15 protein-coding genes are annotated in these 18,541 nt (G+C 71.9%); 7 read left to right on the top strand and 8 right to left on the bottom strand.

Annotated elements, in window-relative coordinates:
- On the top strand, nt 1–897 hold the full coding sequence (locus AC3RJ6_RS15985; RefSeq protein WP_491428346.1) for an amino acid ABC transporter permease: 897 nt from the start codon (nt 1–3) through the stop codon (nt 895–897).
- Nucleotides 894–1,685 carry an amino acid ABC transporter ATP-binding protein gene (locus AC3RJ6_RS15990; protein ID WP_491428091.1) on the top strand — a complete coding sequence of 264 codons (792 nt, stop codon included), beginning with the start codon at nt 894–896 and terminating at the stop codon, nt 1,683–1,685. Before AC3RJ6_RS15985 ends, AC3RJ6_RS15990 begins: the two co-directional genes overlap by 4 nt.
- 16 nt (nt 1,686–1,701) lie before the next feature.
- On the opposite strand, the gene AC3RJ6_RS15995 is transcribed toward AC3RJ6_RS15990, so the two are convergent.
- Nucleotides 1,702–2,553, bottom strand: coding sequence for an ADP-dependent NAD(P)H-hydrate dehydratase (locus tag AC3RJ6_RS15995; protein WP_491428093.1), 852 nt, complete (start codon nt 2,551–2,553; stop codon nt 1,702–1,704).
- Nucleotides 2,554–2,577: 24 nt separating this feature from the next.
- On the opposite strand from AC3RJ6_RS15995, the gene AC3RJ6_RS16000 reads away from it, so the two are divergent.
- Together AC3RJ6_RS16000 and AC3RJ6_RS16005 are read left to right on the top strand one after the other, a co-directional pair.
- Nucleotides 2,578–3,246 carry an HAD family hydrolase gene (locus AC3RJ6_RS16000; RefSeq protein ID WP_491428094.1) on the top strand — a complete coding sequence of 223 codons (669 nt, stop codon included), beginning with the start codon at nt 2,578–2,580 and terminating at the stop codon, nt 3,244–3,246.
- Nucleotides 3,243–4,352 carry an NADH:flavin oxidoreductase/NADH oxidase gene (locus AC3RJ6_RS16005; protein WP_491428095.1) on the top strand — a complete coding sequence of 370 codons (1,110 nt, stop codon included), beginning with the start codon at nt 3,243–3,245 and terminating at the stop codon, nt 4,350–4,352. The genes AC3RJ6_RS16000 and AC3RJ6_RS16005 overlap by 4 nt, the downstream gene beginning before the upstream one ends.
- Before the next feature lie 15 nt (nt 4,353–4,367).
- Here the strand turns inward: AC3RJ6_RS16005 and AC3RJ6_RS16010 are convergent, their stop codons facing one another.
- The 4 genes from AC3RJ6_RS16010 to guaB1 all read right to left on the bottom strand — a co-directional run bounded on the left by AC3RJ6_RS16010 (nt 4,368) and on the right by guaB1 (nt 8,762).
- A complete protein-coding gene (locus AC3RJ6_RS16010; RefSeq protein ID WP_491428096.1) occupies nt 4,368–4,796 on the bottom strand; it encodes a VOC family protein in 429 nt (142 codons plus the stop codon).
- Between the two features lie 74 nt (nt 4,797–4,870).
- Nucleotides 4,871–5,908 (bottom strand): hemolysin family protein, encoded by a 1,038-nt coding sequence (locus AC3RJ6_RS16015; protein WP_491428097.1) that lies wholly within the window; start codon nt 5,906–5,908, stop codon nt 4,871–4,873.
- Complete coding sequence (locus AC3RJ6_RS16020) at nt 5,905–7,227, bottom strand: hemolysin family protein (protein ID WP_491428098.1); 1,323 nt, start codon at nt 7,225–7,227, stop codon at nt 5,905–5,907. The genes AC3RJ6_RS16015 and AC3RJ6_RS16020 overlap by 4 nt, the downstream gene beginning before the upstream one ends.
- A 95-nt stretch (nt 7,228–7,322) precedes the next feature.
- Nucleotides 7,323–8,762: a GMP reductase gene (gene guaB1, locus AC3RJ6_RS16025; protein ID WP_491428099.1), complete on the bottom strand. Its 1,440-nt coding sequence runs from the start codon at nt 8,760–8,762 to the stop codon at nt 7,323–7,325.
- 145 nt (nt 8,763–8,907) lie between these two features.
- Between guaB1 and AC3RJ6_RS16030 the strand changes: the two genes are divergently transcribed.
- Entirely contained in the window at nt 8,908–12,705 is a 3,798-nt protein-coding gene (locus AC3RJ6_RS16030) for a multifunctional oxoglutarate decarboxylase/oxoglutarate dehydrogenase thiamine pyrophosphate-binding subunit/dihydrolipoyllysine-residue succinyltransferase subunit (RefSeq protein WP_491428100.1), read from the top strand.
- Between the two features lie 67 nt (nt 12,706–12,772).
- On the opposite strand, the gene AC3RJ6_RS16035 is transcribed toward AC3RJ6_RS16030, so the two are convergent.
- The 3 genes from AC3RJ6_RS16035 to AC3RJ6_RS16045 are packed head-to-tail and all read right to left on the bottom strand — an operon-like array spanning nt 12,773 to nt 16,066.
- Nucleotides 12,773–15,016, bottom strand: a complete 2,244-nt coding sequence (locus tag AC3RJ6_RS16035) for an MMPL family transporter (protein ID WP_491428101.1) — start codon at nt 15,014–15,016, stop codon at nt 12,773–12,775.
- A gap of 58 nt (nt 15,017–15,074) precedes the next feature.
- Nucleotides 15,075–15,335, bottom strand: coding sequence for a zf-HC2 domain-containing protein (locus tag AC3RJ6_RS16040; RefSeq protein WP_244854756.1), 261 nt, complete (start codon nt 15,333–15,335; stop codon nt 15,075–15,077).
- Nucleotides 15,332–16,066 (bottom strand): sigma-70 family RNA polymerase sigma factor, encoded by a 735-nt coding sequence (locus AC3RJ6_RS16045; protein WP_491428102.1) that lies wholly within the window; start codon nt 16,064–16,066, stop codon nt 15,332–15,334. Before AC3RJ6_RS16045 ends, AC3RJ6_RS16040 begins: the two co-directional genes overlap by 4 nt.
- A 51-nt stretch (nt 16,067–16,117) precedes the next feature.
- Here AC3RJ6_RS16045 and aroA point away from each other — a divergent pair, with 51 nt between their 5' ends.
- Together aroA and rsgA are read left to right on the top strand one after the other, a co-directional pair.
- Complete coding sequence (aroA, locus tag AC3RJ6_RS16050) at nt 16,118–17,485, top strand: 3-phosphoshikimate 1-carboxyvinyltransferase (protein WP_491428103.1); 1,368 nt, start codon at nt 16,118–16,120, stop codon at nt 17,483–17,485.
- Nucleotides 17,482–18,522: a ribosome small subunit-dependent GTPase A gene (gene rsgA, locus AC3RJ6_RS16055; protein WP_491428105.1), complete on the top strand. Its 1,041-nt coding sequence runs from the start codon at nt 17,482–17,484 to the stop codon at nt 18,520–18,522. Before aroA ends, rsgA begins: the two co-directional genes overlap by 4 nt.
- Nucleotides 18,523–18,541: the final 19 nt, after the last annotated feature.

The following is an 18,541-nucleotide window of genomic DNA, read 5'->3' on the forward strand; positions in this document are numbered from 1 at the left end:
ATCACCCCCAGCCCCGCCCGCGGCGGCGCTCCGGCCCCCGCGCCGGCAGCCGCCGCCTGGCAGCCGAGCGAGCTCGAGCTCGGCCGACGACGCTTCCGTCGACGTCAGACCCGGCGGTCGGTGCTCATCAGCGCGCTGTCGACGGTCGTGTTCGCGATCCTCGTCGCGTGGGCGCTCATCGGCTCTCCCGGCTGGGAGGCGGTGCGCAGCTCGTTCTTCGACCTGGATGTCGCGGTCGCGTCGTTCCCCCGCATCCTCGAGGGGCTCTGGCTCAACATCCAGGTGCTCGTCGCCGCGTCGATCGGCGTCGTCCTGTTCGCCCTGCTGCTCGCGACGATGCGCACGCTCCGCGGCCCGGTGTTCTTCCCGCTTCGGGCGCTCGCGGCCGGCTACACCGACCTGTTCCGCGGCGTGCCGCTGCTCATCGTGCTCTACCTCGTGGGCTTCGGCGTGCCGGGCCTCGACTTCTTCCCGCGGGTGCCGGTCGCGGTCTGGGGCACGATCGCGCTCATCCTCACCTACTCGGCGTACGTGGCCGAGGTCTTCCGCGCGGGCATCGAGGCGGTGCATCCCTCGCAGCGGCTCGCCGCACGCGCGCTCGGCCTCAGCCACGGCCAGACCATGCGCCGCGTCGTGCTGCCGCAGGCGCTGCGCAAGGTGACGCCGGCGCTCATGAACGACTTCGTCGCCATGCAGAAGGACGTGGGGCTCATCTCGGTGCTCGGCGCGATCGACGCGGTGCGCGCCGCGCAGATCGAGACGGCGCACTACTTCAACTACACGCCCTACGTCGTCGCGGGCCTGCTGTTCGTGCTGCTGGCGTGGCCGACGATCCGGCTCACCGACTGGGTGACGGCGCGCATGCGCTCGCGAGAGCAGATCGGCAGCATCGTATGAGCGGGTCGACGATCGACGCCGGCACGACCGGCCCGGCGGCCCGGAGCGCCGGGCCCGAGACCGTGCTGAGCCTGCGCGGCGTACGCCGCGCGTACGACGACAAGGTCGTGCTCGACGGCATCGACCTCGACGTCGCCCCGCACGAGGTGGTCGCACTCCTCGGCGCGAGCGGCTCGGGCAAGTCGACCCTGCTGCGCACGGTGAACCTGCTCGAACCGATCGACGACGGCGTGATCCGCCTCCGCGGCGACGACGTGAGCGATCCGCGGGTCGACGCCGACGCGGTGCGGGCCCGCATCGGCGTGGTGTTCCAGCACTACAACCTGTTCCCGCACCTCAGCGTGCTCGACAACGTGGCGCTCGCCTCGCGGCTCGTGCACCGGATGCCGCGGCGCGAGGCCGAACGCCGTGCACTCGAGCTGCTCGCCTCGATCGGCCTGGCCGAGCACGCCCGGTCGTTCCCCGACCGGCTGTCGGGCGGCCAGCAGCAGCGGGCGGCGATCGTGCGGGCGATCGCGACCGGGCCCGAGCTGCTCCTGCTCGACGAGGTGACGAGCGCGCTCGACCCCGAGCTCGTCGGCGAGGTGCTCTCGCTCGTGCGCTCGCTCGCCGAGGGAGGTACGACGATCGTGATGGCGACGCACGAGATGGCGTTCGCGCGCGAGGTCGCCGACCGCGTCGTGTTCCTCGACGGCGGGCGCATCATCGAGTCCGCACCGCCGGCCGAGTTCTTCGGCGCCCCGCGCGAGGCGCGCACCCGCGAGTTCCTCGCGCGGTTCCTCGCCTGAGGGCGCCGCCGGCGGGTTACCCCGCCCCGAGCAGGCTGCCGACGACGGCGGGGATCGCGGCCGCCACGTCGAGCGCGGCCACCGGTCCCCCGCCGGCCGCCCCGCTCGCGCGCCGGGCCGCCTCGCCGTGGATCCACGCGGCCGTCGCCGCGAGCTTGGTGATGGCGCCCGCATCGACCGCGAGCTCGGCGTGATGGGTCGCGGCGAGCGCGCCGAGTATGCCGCCGAGCACGTCTCCCGTGCCGGCCGACGCGAGCCAGTGGCTGGGTGCCGTCACGGTGAACCGCGCCCCGGCGGGGTCGGCGATGCGGGTCACGGCGCCCTTCAGCAGCACGGCGACGCCGAGCTCGTGCGCGGCGCGCTCGGCCCACGCGGCGGGGTCGGACCGCACCTCCTCGAGCGTCGTGTCGATCTCGCGCGACGTCAGCAGGTTCGCGAGCTCTCGCGCATGCGGCGTGATCACGGTCGGCGCGGTGTGCGTGCCGACGAGGTCGAGTGCCCCGGCGTCGAGCACGACCGGCACCCGCGACGCGAGCGCGTGCTGCAGGTCGCCCTGCAGCACGAACGAACGACGGCCGGGGTCGATGCCCGAACCGACGAGCCATGCCTGCACCCGACCGGAGACGGTGACCGTCTCGGGGCGGCGCAGCAGCACGGCGGCCCGCACGCCGCGCGGCCCCGTGTAGCGCACCATGCCGACGCCCGCGCGCGTCGCCGCCTCGACGCCGAGCACCGCGGCCCCGGGATAGTCGGTCGAGCCCGTGTACACGCCCAGCACGCCGCGCGTGTACTTGTCGTCGTCGACGCCGGGCGCGCGCACCCAGCGGGCCGCGTCGGCGGCCGTCCATTCCTGCCAGTCGGTGCCCATGCTCCAACGATAGGTTGGACGATCATGCCTCCGACAGCCCTCGCCCCGATCAGCCTGTCCCCCCGCGTCGTCGTGTTCGACTACGGCGAGGTCATCTCGCGCGAGCCGGGCGAGGACGATCGGGCCGCACTGCTCGCCCGGGCGGGCATCGGCGGCGACCGCGGAGGCGCGACCGCCGACGGCGGTCGCGCCACCGCGTTCTGGGCCGCGTACTGGGCGCACCGCGAGGGCCTCGACCGGGGCACGACGTCGATCGCCGAGTACTGGCAGGCCGTGGCGCGCGACCTCGACGTCGAGTGGTCGCCCATCGACGTGCACGAGCTGTGGGCGATCGACCACCGCGGCTGGCTGTCGGTCGACCCGGGCACGCTCGCCGTGGTGCACGCCCTCGCGGCCGGCGGTACGCGGCTCGCCCTGCTGTCGAACGCGGGCGCCGACTACGCCGGCTGGCTCCGGCACGGCTCGTTCGCCCCGTTGTTCGAGCGGGTGTTCGTGAGCGGCGAGCTGCGGCTCGTGAAGCCCGATCCGGCGATCTACGAGCACGTCATCGGAGAACTCGGCATCGAGGCATCCGAGCTGCTGTTCGTCGACAACCGGGCCGAGAACGTCGACGGCGCCCGCGCCGTCGGCGGCGAGGGCCATGTCTTCACGGATGCCTCGGGGCTCGAGCGCTGGCTCCGGAGCCTCGCGTGACGCGCCACGAGGCACCGGCGCTGTTCCGCCCGATCACCATCCGCGGGCTCGAGATCCGCAACCGGGTGTGGGTGCCCCCGCTCTGCCAGTACTCGGTCACGGCGCGCGACGGCGTGCCGGGCGACTGGCACCTCGTGCATCTCGGCGCGATGGCCGCCGGCGGCGCGGGGCTCGTCATGGCCGAGGCGACCGCCGTGAGTCCCGAAGGACGCATCTCCGACCACGACACCGGCATCTGGGGCGACGAGCACGTCGAGGCATGGGCCCGTATCACCCGGTTCATCCGCTCGCAGGGCGCCGCGGCGGGACTGCAGCTCGCGCACGCCGGACGCAAGGCGTCGGTCTGGCCCGAGCCCCTGCGCCGGCCGGGTTCGCAGCCGCTCGACGAGGGGGGCTGGACGACCGTGTCGGCGTCGCCGCTCGCCTTCGACGGGCTGCGCGAGCCGGTGGCGCTCGACGAGGCGGGCATCGCCCGGGTGGTGGAGGACTTCCGCCGAGGCGCCGCGCGAGCGGTGCGGGCGGGATTCGACCTGGTCGAGGTGCACGCCGCGCACGGCTACCTCGTGCACCAGTTCCTCTCGCCGCTCTCGAACCTCCGCGACGACCGCTGGGGCGGCAGCCTCGAGAACCGGGCGCGGCTCCTCCTCGAGATCGTGCGTGCGGTGCGGGCCGAGGTCGGCGAGCAGATGCCGGTGTTCGTGCGGTTCTCGGCGACGGACTGGTCGCCCGGCGGGTGGGACGAGGAGCAGACCGCGACCGTCACGGCGTGGGCCGTCGACGCGGGCGCCGACTTCTTCGACATCTCGACGGGCGGGCTCGTCGCCGCCGCCGACATCCCGGTCGCTCCGGGATACCAGGCGCACTTCGCCGAATACGTCGGCGAGCGGGCGGATGCTCCGGTGTCGGCGGTCGGCCGCATCACCGACGCCCGTCACGCCGAGGCGCTGGTGGCCGAGGGGCGCGCCGACGCGGTGATGTTCGGCAAGGCGATGATGCGCGACCCGCATTTCGCAATGCGGGCCGCGCACGAACTCGGCGCGGGCACGGCGATGTGGCCGCCGCAGTACCTGCGGGCGAGGCCCGAGCACAACGACGGCGAGTGGTGACGGTCGGGCGGGCGGCTAGCCCATCGAGCCCGACCGCATGCGCGCCATCCGCTCCGTCGACTCGGCCGACATCTGCCCGATCGCCCAGATGTTGCCCTCGCTGTCACTGAACCAGGCGCTGCGCTCGTCGCCGAGCTCGGCCACGCCGTCGACCGTCGTGAGCCCGGGCAGGTCGTAGTCGTGGAACACGACCCCGTGCGTGCGGAGCGCCGTCATGTCGCGGTCCAGGTCGTCGGTGAACAGGTTGAACGCCGTGTTCTGCGCGGTGCCGGCGTAGTCGGTGCGGTACACCATGACGCCCGTCCCGCCGACGTCGTAGAACAGCATGCCGCCCTCGGTCTCCTCGTACACCGGGTCGCGGCCGAGCACGTCGTGCCACCAGCCGCGCGCGCGATCGATGTCGGCGGCGGGGAGGACGGCGCACGCCATGAGCTTCTCGAACATGATGATCCCTCGAGTTCCTCGGGTCGACAGAATTCTACGCCGCCGCCCCCCGGACCGCCGTCCCCCGATCGCGGCTACCCGCGCCGGGTCGCGTCCTGCACCTCGCCGACGAGCTCCTCGATGATGTCCTCGAGGAAGATCACGCCGCTCGTCGCGCCGTCCTCCTCGAAGGTGCGGGCCACGTGCGTCCCGAGCCGGCGCATCGTGGCGAGCGCGTCCTCGAGGTCGGTGCCGTCGAAGATCGACACGAGCCGGCGCACGCGCTTCGCGGGGATCGGATCGTCGAACTCGTCGTCGTCGAGGTCGATCACGTCTTTCAGGTGCACGTAGCCGTCGGGCTCACCCGCCTCGTCGAGGATCGGGTACCGCGAGAAGCCCCGTCGGGCGACCGCCCGCTCGACGTCGCCCGGCGTCGCCCCGGGCGGCAGGCTCACGAGCCCCGAGACCGGCACCGCGACGTCCTTCACGCGCTTCGCGGTGAACTCGAACGCCGCCGTCAGCGTGCCGCTCGCGTCGTCGAGCACGCCCTCGCGGCGCGACTGGTCGACGATCGTCTGCACCTCCTCGAGCGTGAAGGTCGAGTTGGCCTCGTTCTTCGGCTCGACGCGGAACAGCCGCAGCACGCCGTTCGCCGTCGCGTTCAGGGCGACGATGATCGGCTTGAAGATGCGTGCGAGGAACACGAGCGGGGGTGCGAGCAGCAGCACCGCCTTGTCGGGCACCGAGAACGAGAGGTTCTTCGGCACCATCTCCCCGAACACGACGTGCAGGTACGAGACGAGCACGAGCGTGACGACGAACGCGACCGTCGCGACGACCTCCTCGGACCAGCCGGTGAGGTGCAGCGGCACCTCGAGGAGGTGGTGGATCGCGGGCTCGGGGACGTTGAGGATGAGCAGCGAGCACACGGTGATGCCGAGCTGGCTCATCGCGAGCATGAGCGTCGCGTGCTCCATGGCCCAGAGCGCGGTCTTCGCGCTGCGCCGGCCCGCCTCGGCGAGCGGCTCGATCTGCGAGCGGCGCGCCGAGATGACGGCGAACTCGGCGCCCACGAAGAAGGCGTTCGCGATGAGCAGCACCACGAGCCACGCGATTCCGGCCCAGTCGTTCATCGGCCGACCTCCTCGTCGTGGGCGGGCGCGGGCGTCGGCACGAACCGCAGCCGGTCGATGCGGCGGCCGTCGAGCCTCTGCACGAACAGCGAGCCCTCGTCGATCGACACCTCGTCGCCGACGACCGGCAGGCGCCCGAGCTCGGACATGACGAACCCGGCGACGGTCTCGTAGTCGCCGTTCTCGGGTACGCGGATGCCGGTGCGCTCCTCGAGCTCGTCGGGCCGCAGGATGCCGGGGAAGCTCACGACGTCGCCTCGCCGGACGATGCCGGCGCGGGTGCGGTCGTGCTCGTCGGCGACCTCGCCCACGAGCTCCTCGACCAGGTCTTCGAGCGTCGCGACGCCCGCGGTCCCGCCGTACTCGTCGACGACGACCGCCATCTGGAAGCCGCGACCGCGCAGCTCGCCGAGCAGCGCGTCGAGCTTGATCGTCTCGGGCACGCGCAGCGCGTCGGACTGGAGTGCCGAGGCGGGCACCTCGCTGCGTCGCTCGCGGGGCACGGCGACCGCCTGCTTGACGTGCACGACCCCGACGACGTCGTCGAGGTTCTCGTCGTACACGGGGAACCGCGAGAATCCGGTCTGCCGGGCGAGCTCGAGCACCGCCTCGGCCGGCTCGAGCCGCTGCACCGCGGCCACGCGCGGGCGGGGGGTCATGACATCGGAGGCGTCGTGGTCGGCGAACCGCAGCGTGCGGCCGAGCAGCGTCGCGGTGTCGGCCTCGAGGAGGCCCGCGCTCGCCGACCGGCGCACGAGCGACGAGAGCTCCTCGGCAGAACGTGCACCCGAGAGCTCCTCCTTCGGCTCGATGCCGACCGCCCGCAGCAGGGCGTTCGCGCTGCCGTTGAGGAGCGCGATCGCCGGCCGGAACACCCACGTGAACGCCGTCTGGAACGGCATCACGAGCTTCGCCGTCGCGAGCGGGAGGGCGAGCGCGAAGTTCTTCGGCACGAGCTCGCCGAGCACCATCGACAGCAGGGTCGCGACGACGACCGCGGTGGTCGCCCCGACGGGGCGGACGAGCGCCTCGGGCAGGCCGGCGGCGGTCAGCGGTCCGGCGAGCAGCGACGAGATCGCGGGCTCCATCGTGTAGCCCGTGAGCAGCGTCGTGAGCGTGATGCCGAGCTGCGCGCTCGACAGGTGCGTCGACGTGATCTTGAGCGCGGCGATCGTCATGCCGAGCCGGGTCTCACCCCGCTCGCGACGCGCCTCGAGATCGGCGCGATCGAGATTGACGAGCGCGAACTCGCTCGCGACGAACAAGCCCGTGCCGATCGTGAGGAGGAGTCCGAATCCGAGCAGGATCCACTCAGACATCACTGCCTCCCCGAGCGGTCACGGGCGAGGGTCTATGGCCGGGCGTAGTCGCAGAGGGAGGATCGTCCATGGTCGATCCAGTATATCGGCGGCGACTACCAGCTGACCGGGAGCGCCTTGCCCTCTTCGTAACCGGCCGCCGACTGGATGCCGACGAGCGCGCGCTCGCGGAACTCGTCGAGCGAGCGCGCACCGGCGTACGTGAACGAGCTGCGCACGCCCGAGGTGATCATGTCGAGCAGGTCCTCGAGCGACGGACGCAGCGGGTCGAGGTAGATCGACGACGACGAGATGCCCTCCGCGAAGAGCTCCTTGCGGGCGCGCTCGTACGGCGACAGCCGGTCGAACCGCTCGCGCACGGCCTTCGTCGACGCCATCCCCCAGCTCTCCTTGAAGAGTCGGCCGGACGTGTCTCGCCGGAGCGTGCCGGGTGCCTCGATCGTGCCGGCGAACCACGAGCCGATCATCACCGACGACGCACCCGCGGCGAGCGCGAGCGCGACGTCGCGCGGGTAGCGCACGCCGCCGTCGGCCCACACCCGGGCGCCGAGCTCGCGCGCGGCCTCTGCCGTCTCGAGCACGGCCGAGAACTGGGGGCGACCGACGGCCGTCATCATGCGGGTCGTGCACATGGCGCCGGGGCCGACGCCCACCTTGAGCACGTCGGCGCCCGCGTCGACGAGGTCGGCGACGGCGGCCGCGGTGACGATGTTGCCCGCGACGATCGGCAGCCCGAGGTCGAGGTCGCGCACGATCGAGACGGCGCGCACCATGCCCTCCTGGTGGCCGTGCGCGGTGTCGACGACGAGCATGTCGACGCCGGCCGCAGCGAGTGCGGTCGCCTTGGCGGCGACGTCGCCGTTGATGCCCACGGCGGCGGCGACCCGCAGCCGACCGTCGGCGTCGACGTTCGGTGCGTAGACCGTGCCGCGCAGCGCGCTGCGGCGGCTGAGGGTGCCGACCACCCGGCCGTGCTGCATGACGGGCGCGAACTCGAGGTCGGCGTCGACCATGAGGTCGAACGCGCGGCGCGGCGAGTCGACGTCCTCGGCGTCGAGCGACGGGATGCCCCCGTGCACGAGGTCGCCGAGCCGGGCGTCGGGCAGCGCGCTCGCGAGGCGGGTCGCAACGAGGCATCCGGCATACCCGCCCTTCGCGTCGTGCAGGACGATGCCATGCCCCTCGACGGGCGGGAGCTGCTCGAGCGCCTCGGCCACGGTCGTCTCGGGCGCGAACGAGTGCGGCGTGTCGAAGGCCGGCGACTGCGCCTTCACCCAGCGGATCGACTCGGCGAGGTCCTGCAGGTGGAGGTCCTGCGGCAGCACGCCGATGCCGCCGCGCCGGGCGAGGGTCGCGGCCAGCCGCGGCCCCGTGATCGAGTTCATGTTCGCCGAGACGATCGGCACGGATGCCCCCGAGCCGTCGTCGGGCGCGAGCGACACGTCGAGCCGGCTCGTGACCCCCGAGCGGCTCGGAACGAGGAACACGTCGGAGTAGGTGAGGTCGTGCGTCGGCGCCGTGCGGTAGAACTCCATGCTCACAGCGTAGGCGGCGTGCGCAAGGGTGCGCCGGGCGCCGCGCGCGGGGTTTAGGCTTGTGTGGGTGATCGGCCACGTCCGCGTGCGCGGCCGGGTCGATCTCCGCTAACCAGGCATCAACGGAGAGAGTGGGCGAGAGGCTGTGTCGAGCCAATTGACCGGGGCGGGAGCCGACGAGACGGCGTCGGGCGAATTCGGAGCCAACGAATGGCTCGTCGACGAGATGTACGAGAAGTACCTCGCCGACCCCGATTCGGTCGACCAGACCTGGCGGGCGGTGCTCGAGCAGTACCACCGCGTGCAGACCGACGGCGGCGCCGCGGCGAACGGGGCGGCGGCGGGTGCGACCGCACCGGCAGCACCGGCCCAGCAGGCCGCTCCCACGCAGGAGGCGGCCGCACAGCAGGCCGCTCCCGCGCAGCCGGCCGCTCCCGCGCAGCAGCCCGCCGACGCGCCGGCCCAGCCCGCGCCCGCGACGGCGCCGATCCCCGTGATCGGCCAGACGCCCGCCGCCCGCACGACCTCGGTCGCGCCGCGCACCCAGCCGGTGCCGGCCGACGTGCCCGTGACGAGCCCGCAGCCGGTCGTCGCCGAGGCCCCGCAGGAAGACGAGGTCGTCACCCTCAAGGGCATGCCGAAGACCCTCGCCGCGAACATGGACGCGTCGCTCACCGTGCCGACCGCGACGAGCGTGCGCACCGTGCCGGCGAAGCTCATGATCGACAACCGCATCGTGATCAACAACCACCTGCGGCGCACCCGCGGCGGCAAGATCAGCTTCACCCACCTCATCGGCTGGGCGCTCATCCAGGCGCTCAAGGAGTTCCCGAGCCAGAACGTCTTCTACTCCGAGGTCGACGGCAAGCCGAGCCTCGTGAAGCCCGCGCACATCGGCCTCGGCATCGCGATCGACCTCCCGAAGCCCGACGGCACCCGGGCCCTGCTCGTGCCCGCGATCAAGCGGGCCGAGACGATGACGTTCAACGAGTACCTGAGCGCCTATGAAGACCTCGTCTCGCGAGCCCGCGGCAACAAGCTCAAGGCCGACGACTTCTCTGGTGCGACGATCTCGCTCACGAACCCGGGCGGCATCGGCACGGTGCACTCCGTGCCGCGCCTGATGAAGGGCCAGGGCTGCATCATCGGCGCCGGCGCGCTCGAGTACCCGGCCGAGTTCCAGGGCGCGAGCGAGAAGACGCTCGCGAACCTCGCGATCGGCAAGACGATCACGCTCACCTCGACCTACGACCACCGCGTCATCCAGGGCGCCGGGTCGGGCGAGTTCCTGAAGAAGGTCCACGAGCTGCTCATCGGCCAGCGCAACTTCTACGAGGACATCTTCGCCGCCCTCCGCCTGCCCTACGAGCCGATCCGCTGGGCGCCCGACATCGCCGTCGACGTCGCGAGCGCGATCGACAAGACCGCCCGCGTGCAGGAGCTGATCAACTCGTTCCGCGTGCGCGGCCACATGATGGCCGACACCGACCCGCTCGAGTACGTGCAGCGCTCGCACCCCGACCTCGACATCGCGACCCACGGGCTCACCTTCTGGGACCTCGACCGCGAGTTCGTGACGGGCGGCTTCGGCGACAAGCGCAAGGCGCTGCTGCGCGACATCCTCGGGGTGCTGCGCGACTCGTACTGCCGCACCATCGGCATCGAGTACATGCACATCCAGGACCCGGTGCAGCGGCAGTGGATCCAGAACGAGGTCGAGCGCCCCTACGAGAAGCCGACCCACGACGAGCAGATGCGCATCCTGCGCAAGCTCAACGAGGCCGAGGCGTTCGAGACCTTCCTGCAGACGAAGTACGTCGGGCAGAAGCGCTTCAGCCTCGAGGGCGGCGAGTCCGTCATCGCCCTCCTCGACGAGATCCTGCAGGGCGCCGCGAAGGAGGGTCTCGACGAGGTCGCCATCGGCATGGCGCACCGCGGCCGCCTCAACGTGCTCACGAACATCGCCGGCAAGACGTACGGCCAGGTGTTCCGCGAGTTCGAGGGCACCGCGTCGGGACACGGCTCCGGCGACGTGAAGTACCACCTCGGCACCGAGGGCACGTTCACCGCCGACGACGGTCACCAGGTGCCCGTCTCGCTCGCGGCGAACCCGTCGCACCTCGAGGCCGTCGACGGCGTGCTCGAGGGCATCGTCCGCGCCAAGCAAGACAGAAAGCCGATCGGCACGTTCTCGACCCTCCCGATCCTCGTCCACGGCGACGCGGCGATGTCGGGCCAGGGCGTCGTCGTCGAGACGATGCAGATGTCCCAGCTGCGCGGCTACCGCACGGGCGGCACGATCCACATCAACATCAACAACCAGGTCGGCTTCACGACCGTGCCGGGCGACGCCCGGTCGTCGATCTACTCGACCGACGTCGCGAAGACGATCCAGGCGCCGATCTTCCACGTGAACGGCGACGACCCCGAGGCCGTCGTGCGGGTGGCCGAGCTCGCGTTCCGCTACCGCCAGGAGTTCAAGCGCGACGTCGTCATCGACCTCGTCTGCTATCGACGCCGCGGCCACAACGAGGGCGACGACCCGTCGATGACGCAGCCGCTCATGTACAACCTCATCGAGGCCAAGCGCAGCGTCCGCAAGCTCTACACGGAGGCGCTCGTCGGCCGCGGCGACATCACCGAGGCGGAGTACGAAGAGGCGCACCGCGACTTCCAGGACCGCCTCGAGCGGGCCTTCGCCGAGACGCACGCGGTGCAGACCGGCGCGATCGACGTCGTCGGCGCGACGGCGCAGGTGCACGCCCCCGAGCCCGCCACGGGCGAGCTCGAGACCACGGGCGTCTCGCTCGAGGTCGTGCACGCGATCGGCGACGCGTTCAACAACAAGCCCGCCGGCTTCACGGTGCACCCGAAGATCCAGCAGCTGCTGCAGAAGCGCTACGACATGAGCCGCAACGGCGGCATCGACTGGGGCTTCGGCGAGCTGCTCGCCCTCGGTTCGCTGCTCGTCGAGGGCACCCCGGTGCGCTTCGCCGGACAGGACGCCCGCCGCGGCACGTTCGTGCAGCGCCACGCGGTGCTGCACGACCGGGTCAACGGCCAGGAGTGGCTGCCGCTGCAGAACCTCGCCGAGAACCAGGCCCGCTTCTGGATCTACGACTCGCTGCTCAGCGAGTACGCGGCGATGGGCTTCGAGTACGGCTACTCGGTCGAGCGCGCCGACGCGCTCGTGCTGTGGGAGGCGCAGTTCGGCGACTTCGCGAACGGCGCCCAGACGATCATCGACGAGTTCATCTCGTCGGCCGAGCAGAAGTGGGGCCAGCGCTCGAGCGTCGTGCTGCTGCTCCCCCACGGCTACGAGGGCCAGGGCCCCGACCACTCGAGCGCCCGCATCGAGCGGTACCTGCAGCTCTGCGCCGAGAACAACATGACCGTCGCACGCCCGTCGACGCCGGCCTCGTACTTCCACCTGCTGCGTCGCCAGGCGTACGCCCGCCCGCGGAAGCCCCTCGTGGTCTTCACCCCGAAGGCGATGCTGCGACTGCGCGGCGCGACGAGCTCGGTCGAGGACTTCACGCAGGGCAGGTTCGAGCCCGTGATCGACGACGCGCGCATCACCGACCGCGGTGCGGTCAAGCGGGTCGTGTTCGTGTCGGGCAAGATCTACTACGACCTGATCGCCGAGCTCGACAAGCAGCAGAACACCGAGGTCGCGGTCGTGCGCGTCGAGCAGCTCTACCCGCTGCCCGCCGTCGAGCTGAAGGCCGTCGTCGACGCCTACCCCGACGCCGAGCTCATGTGGGCGCAGGACGAGCCCGAGAACCAGGGCGCGTGGCCGTACTTCATCATCGAGACGAACAAGCTCGGGCCGCGCCCGGTGGCGGTCGTCGCCCGTCAGGCCGCCGCGTCGCCCGCGACCGGCTCGGCGAAGCGGCACGCGACCGAGCAGGCCGAGCTCGTGCGCCGGGCCACGACGCTCTAGCCGCACGTCACCGACGACGAAGCGGGATGCCTCCTCTGGGGCATCCCGCTTCGTCGTTCCCGTCCGCCTACTCGGGCTGCGCCGCCCGCGCGAGCCGGCTCGGCCACCAGATCGCGCGCCCGAGGTCGTACGCGAGCGCCGGCACGAGCAGCGTCCGCACGAGGAACGTGTCGAGCAGCACCCCGAACGCGACGATGAACGAGATCTGCACGAGGAACAGGATCGGCAGCACCCCGAGCGCCGCGAACGTCGCGGCGAGCACGAGCCCGGCCGACGTGATGACCCCGCCCGTGAGCCTGAGCCCGCGGATGATGCCGGGCCGTGTGCCGAATCGCAGCGACTCCTCGCGCACGCGCGTCATCAGGAAGATGTTGTAGTCGACCCCGAGGGCGACGAGGAACACGAACCCGAACAGCGGCACCGACGGGTCGGCACCCGGGAAGTGGAAGACGTGCTCGAACACGAGCGCCGAGACGCCGAGCGCGGCCGCGAACGACAGCACGACGCTGCCGATCAGGATGAGCGGCGCCACGATCGAGCGCAGCAGCAGCATGAGGATCACGAGGATCGCCGCGAGCACGAGCGGGATGACGAGGGTGCGGTCGGCGATCGCCGCATCGTTCGTGTCGAGCGCGACCGCCGTCTGGCCGCCGACGAGCACGTCGGTGCCGACCTCGTCGAGCGCGGTGCGGAGCTCGGCGACGGTCGCCTCGGCCTCGAGCGAGTCCGACGCATCCGACAGGGTGGCCTGCAGCAGCACCTCGCCGTCGACGACCGTCGGCTCCGGCGCCGGCGTTCCGGGCGGGCCGAACGCCTGCACGCCGTCCTCGGTGACCGGCGCCGAGCCCGACGGCGAATCGGCCGAGACGACCGACACCGAGTCGACGCCCGGCGTGGCGAGCGCGACGTCGGCCATCGCCTGCAGCTCGTCCTCGGGCCCGACGATGACCGCGGGGGTGCCCGAGCCTGCCGCGAAGTGCTCGCCGATCATCGCCTGCCCGTCGCGCGCCTGCGATTCGCCGAGCACGAACTCGCTCGAGGGCACGCCGTCGGCGTCGAGCTGCGCGAGTCCGAGCGACATGCCCGCGAGGGCGAGCACCGACACGATCCAGACCGTGCGGGGTCGGCGCGAGACGAGACGGCCGACACCCGCCCACAGGCCGCGGTCGGGCAGGTCGCGCTCGTCTGGGGCGGATGCCTCGTGCACGACGCCGGCCGCGTGCCTCGCGTGCGCGAGCTCGGCGTCGGAGTCGCCGACGTGCGCGACCTTGCGGGGCCAGAACGCCGCGCGGCCGGCCCAGAGGAGGAGGGCGGGCAGCAGCGTGAGCGCCGACAGGAGGGCGAACACGATGCCGATCGCGGCGATGGGGCCGAGCGTCTTGTTCGAGTTCAGCTCGCTCACGAGCAGGATGAGCAGTCCGACGATGACCGTGCCGCCGCTCGCCACGATCGGCTCCCACGAGCCGCGCAGCGCCGCCCACGTGGCATCCCACTTGCGCTCGTACCGGGCGAGCGTCTCGCGGTACCGGGCGATGTACAGCAGGGCGTAGTCGGTGGCCGCGCCGATCACGAGGATGAACAGGATGCCCTGCGTCTGCCCCGAGAGCACGATGACGTCGGCCTTCGCCAGGGTGACGACGGTGAGCACGGCCGCGCAGAGCGCCGACATGCTCGTGAACAGCACGATGAACGGCAGGAGCGGCGAGCGGTACACGACGACGAGGATGACGAACACCGCGGCGAGCGCGACCGCGAGCAGCAGGCCGTCGATGCCGCTGAAGGCGCCCGCGATATCGGCGCTGAAGCCGGCAGGCCCGGCGACGGCGACGGTCGCCCCCTCGATCGGCGCCTCGTCGACGGCGGCGCGGAGCTCGCCGACGACGACCGACGCCCGCTCGGCACCGTCGCCCGACTCGATCGGCACGACGATCTCGACGGCCTCGCCGTCGTCGGAGGCGATCGTGGGCGACACCTCGTCGTCGACGACGCCCGGCACCTCGGCGAACGCCGTGCGCAGGTCGTCGACGGCGGCGAGCTGCGCGTCGTCGAGGTCGGTGCCGTCGTCGGTCGCGACGACCACGATCGCCGGGATCGTCTCGGTGTCGCGGAACTCCTCCTGCAGGGCGTTCACCTCGGTCGCCTCGGCCGAGGACGGGAGGAACTGGCTCTGGTCGTTGACCGACAGCTTGCTCAGCGAGCCGAACGACGAGCCGCCCGCCCCGAACGCGGCGAACCAGACGAGGATGAGGACGACGGGGATGAGGACGCGCAGCCACGTGGGCACGCGACGGCGGGCACGAGTTTCGATCACACCCCGACGCTACGAGCGGCGGGGCCGGTCGCACATCGAACGAACGGTTGAACCGGGACTACTCGGCGACGGTCACCGTGTGGGTCGACTGGTACAGCCGGATCTTCGTGAGCACCTGCACGCGCAGCTCGTCAGGCGCGCTCTCGCGGCACGCACGCTGCACGACCTCGGTGATCGCGACGCCGACCCGCAGCTCGGCCTGGCAGTCGGCGCAGTTCTCGACGTGCTCGCGGATGTCGACCGCATCGGCGGCCTGCAGTTCGTTGTGCAGGAACTCCTCGAGTTCGGCGCGGGCCTTCTCGCAGCCGCAGTCGGTCATTTCTTGCTCCTCGCGGGTTTCGGTGCCTTCTCGGCCGCGGCGAATCCCTGTTCGCGGGCGTAGTCGGCGAGGGACTCGCGCAGCAGTCGCCGGCCACGGTGCAGGCGGCTCATCACGGTCCCGATGGGGGTGTTCATCATGTCGGCGATCTCTTGATACGAGAATCCCTCGACGTCGGCGAAGTAGACGGCCAGCCGGAAGTCCTCGGGCAGGGCCTGCAGCGCGTCCTTCACGGCGCTGTCGGGCAGGTGGTCGATCGCCTCGGCCTCGGCCGACCGGCTCGACCGGGCGGTCGTCGACTCGGCGCCGCCGAGCTGCCAGTCCTCCAGCTCGTCGATCGTGCCCTGGTAGGGCTCGCGCTGCTTCTTGCGGTAGCTGTTGATGAAGGTGTTCGTGAGGATGCGGTAGAGCCACGCCTTGAGGTTCGTGCCCTGCTTGAACTGGGCGAAGGCGGCGTAGGCCTTCACGAACGTCTCCTGCACGAGGTCCTGCGCGTCGGCGGGGTTCTTCGTCATGCGCAGCGCGGCCGCGTACAGCTGGTCGAGGAACGGCAGCGCCTGCTCTTCGAAGAGTTCGCCGAGCGGGCGGTGCTCTTCAGCGGTCTCGTCGGTCGGCGCCTGGTCGATCTCGTCGGCAGTCATCACCAGCAATCCTAGATCGTCGGCGACTGCCGCAGCCGTGATGCCCTCCACGGCCGGGCGCTCGAGTACCGCAAGCGACACGCGCACCATCTCCTTCCGCGTCGCACTCGCTCGGTCGGGCGACGCTACTGTTGATAACCGATGCAGATTTCGAGGTATTCCGAACCCGAGTTCGACCCGTACGGCGACATGAAACAGACCGAGACGGATGCCTCGTGGCGCGCGCCGCGCGCGACCGCCCCGCTGGCGGCCTCGCTCTCGCTGCCCGGGTCGAAATCGCTCACGAATCGCGAGCTCGTGCTCGCCGCCCTCGCCGACGGCCCCTCGACCCTCCGCGCACCACTCTGGTCGCGCGACAGCGAGCTCATGATCGAGGGCCTGCGGGCGCTCGGCACGGGCTTCGAGCGGGTGCCGGGCCACGGCGGCTTCGGCGACGACCTGCGTGTGACGCCCGCCGACGAGCTCGTCGGCTCGACCACGATCGACTGCGGCCTCGCCGGCACGGTCATGCGGTTCCTGCCCGCGGTCGCCGCGCTCGCGCTCGGCCCCACGACGTTCGACGGCGACGAGTACGCCCGCAAGCGCCCGATGTCCGGCGTGATCGCTGGCCTCACGGGCCTCGGCGTCGACCTCGACGACGACCGGCGCGGCACGCTGCCGTTCACGGTGCACGGCACGGGCCGGGTCGCCGGGGGCGCGCTCGAGATCGACGCGTCGGCATCGAGCCAGTTCGTGTCGGGACTGCTGCTCTCGGCCGCCCGCTTCGACGACGGGCTCGACCTCCGGCATGTCGGCGAACGCCTGCCGAGCATTCCGCACATCGAGATGACGATCGCGACCCTCGCGGCCCGCGGCGTCGTCGTCGAGAGCCCCGAGACCGGCCGCTGGACCGTCGCCCCCGGCCCGATCCGCGCGATCGACGTCGACATCGAACCCGACCTCTCGAACGCCGCCCCGTTCCTCGTCGCGGCGCTCGTCGCCGGCGGCTCGGTCACGATCACGGGCTGGCCCGCCGAGACGACCCAGGTCGGCGCCCAGCTCGCCGAGCTGCTCCCCCGCTTCGGCGCGCGCGTCGAGCGCGACGGCGATCGTCTCACGGTGCACGCACCCGCCACGGCCGGCGGCGGTCGCGGCATCCGCGGCGCCGACCTCGACCTCTCGGAGGCCGGCGAGCTCGTGCCCAACCTCGTCGCCCTGGCCGCCTTCGCCGACGGACCGTCGACCTTCACCGGCATCGGGCACATCCGCCACCACGAGACCGACCGACTCGCGGCGCTCGCGAACGAGCTCAACGCGCTCGGCGGGCGGGTGACCGAGCTCGACGACGGCCTGCGCATCGAACCGGCCGAGCTGCACGGCGGCGTGTGGCACGCCTACGCCGACCACCGCATGGCCACGACGGGCGCCATCGTCGGCCTCGCGGTCGCCGACGTCGTCGTCGACGACATCGGCTCGACCTCGAAGACCCTGCCCCAGTTCACCGAGCTCTGGGGGCGGCTGCTGGCATGACCTGGTGGAGCACCGACGACGAGGACGACGACGAGCCCGAGTTCGACGAGTCCGACGTCCGCGTGCGCCCCAACCGTCGCGGCTCGCGCCCCCGCACGAAGGTACGGCCCGAGCACGCCGACGCCGTGACCGGCACCGTGCTCGGCGTCGACCGCGGCCGCTACACCGTGCTCGTCGACGACGGCGGCCCCGGCGAACGCGCGCTCACCTCCGCCAGGGCGTCGGAGCTCCGTCGCAAGTCGGTCGTCACGGGCGACCGGGTCGACCTCGTCGGCGACGTGTCGGGCGACGAGGGCACGCTCGCACGCATCGTCCGGGTGCAGGAGCGCACCACCCTGCTGCGACGCAGCGCCGACGACACCGACGAGGTCGAGCGGGTGATCGTCGCGAACGCCGACCAGATGCTCATCGTGGTCGCCGCGGCGAACCCCGAGCCGCGCATCCGGCTCATCGACCGCTACCTCGTCGCGGCGTTCGACGCCGGCATCCGGCCGCTGCTCTGCATGACGAAGACCGACCTCGCCGACCCGGCCGAGTTCCTCGCGAACTTCGCAGGACTCGACCTGCCGGTGTTCCGCTCGCGCACCGATGCGATGCCGCTCGACGAGATCTCCGACGCCCTCGTCGGGCACCGCACGGTGTTCGTCGGCCACTCGGGCGTCGGCAAGTCGACGCTCGTCAACGCACTCGTGCCCGGCGCCGACCGCGCGACCGGGCACGTCAACGTCGTGACCGGCCGCGGCCGCCACACCTCGTCGTCGACCGTCTCGCTGCGGATCGAGCACGACGGCCGGCACGGGTGGGTCATCGACACGCCCGGTGTGCGGTCGTTCGGGCTCGGTCACGTGGACCCCGCGAACATCCTCGGGGCGTTCACCGACCTCGCCCGCATCGCGGAGGACTGCCCGCGCGGCTGTACCCACCTGCCCGACGCACCCGACTGCGCGATCGTCGAGGCCGTCGACGCCGGCGAGCTCGGCGACACAGGCCGTGCCCGCCTAGACTCGCTGCAACGCCTGCTCGAGACCTTCGCCTGACACGCCCGGCCGTCGCCGA

Source organism: Agromyces cucurbitae, assembly GCF_058349945.1.

Bases quoted from the DNA above. Each gene is read 5' to 3' on its own strand.
- AC3RJ6_RS15990 (WP_491428091.1), top strand. From the start codon at position 894: ATGAGCGGGTCGACGATCGACGCCGGCACGACCGGCCCGGCGGCCCGG.
- AC3RJ6_RS16015 (WP_491428097.1), bottom strand. From the start codon at position 5,908: ATGAACGACTGGGCCGGAATCGCGTGGCTCGTGGTGCTGCTCATCGCG.
- aroA (WP_491428103.1), top strand. From the start codon at position 16,118: ATGCAGATTTCGAGGTATTCCGAACCCGAGTTCGACCCGTACGGCGAC.
- AC3RJ6_RS16000 (WP_491428094.1), top strand. From the start codon at position 2,578: ATGCCTCCGACAGCCCTCGCCCCGATCAGCCTGTCCCCCCGCGTCGTC.
- guaB1 (WP_491428099.1), bottom strand. From the start codon at position 8,762: ATGGAGTTCTACCGCACGGCGCCGACGCACGACCTCACCTACTCCGAC.
- rsgA (WP_491428105.1), top strand. From the start codon at position 17,482: ATGACCTGGTGGAGCACCGACGACGAGGACGACGACGAGCCCGAGTTC.
- AC3RJ6_RS16040 (WP_244854756.1), bottom strand. From the start codon at position 15,335: ATGACCGACTGCGGCTGCGAGAAGGCCCGCGCCGAACTCGAGGAGTTC.
- AC3RJ6_RS16045 (WP_491428102.1), bottom strand. From the start codon at position 16,066: ATGGTGCGCGTGTCGCTTGCGGTACTCGAGCGCCCGGCCGTGGAGGGC.
- AC3RJ6_RS16020 (WP_491428098.1), bottom strand. From the start codon at position 7,227: ATGTCTGAGTGGATCCTGCTCGGATTCGGACTCCTCCTCACGATCGGC.
- AC3RJ6_RS16010 (WP_491428096.1), bottom strand. From the start codon at position 4,796: ATGTTCGAGAAGCTCATGGCGTGCGCCGTCCTCCCCGCCGCCGACATC.
- AC3RJ6_RS15995 (WP_491428093.1), bottom strand. From the start codon at position 2,553: ATGGGCACCGACTGGCAGGAATGGACGGCCGCCGACGCGGCCCGCTGG.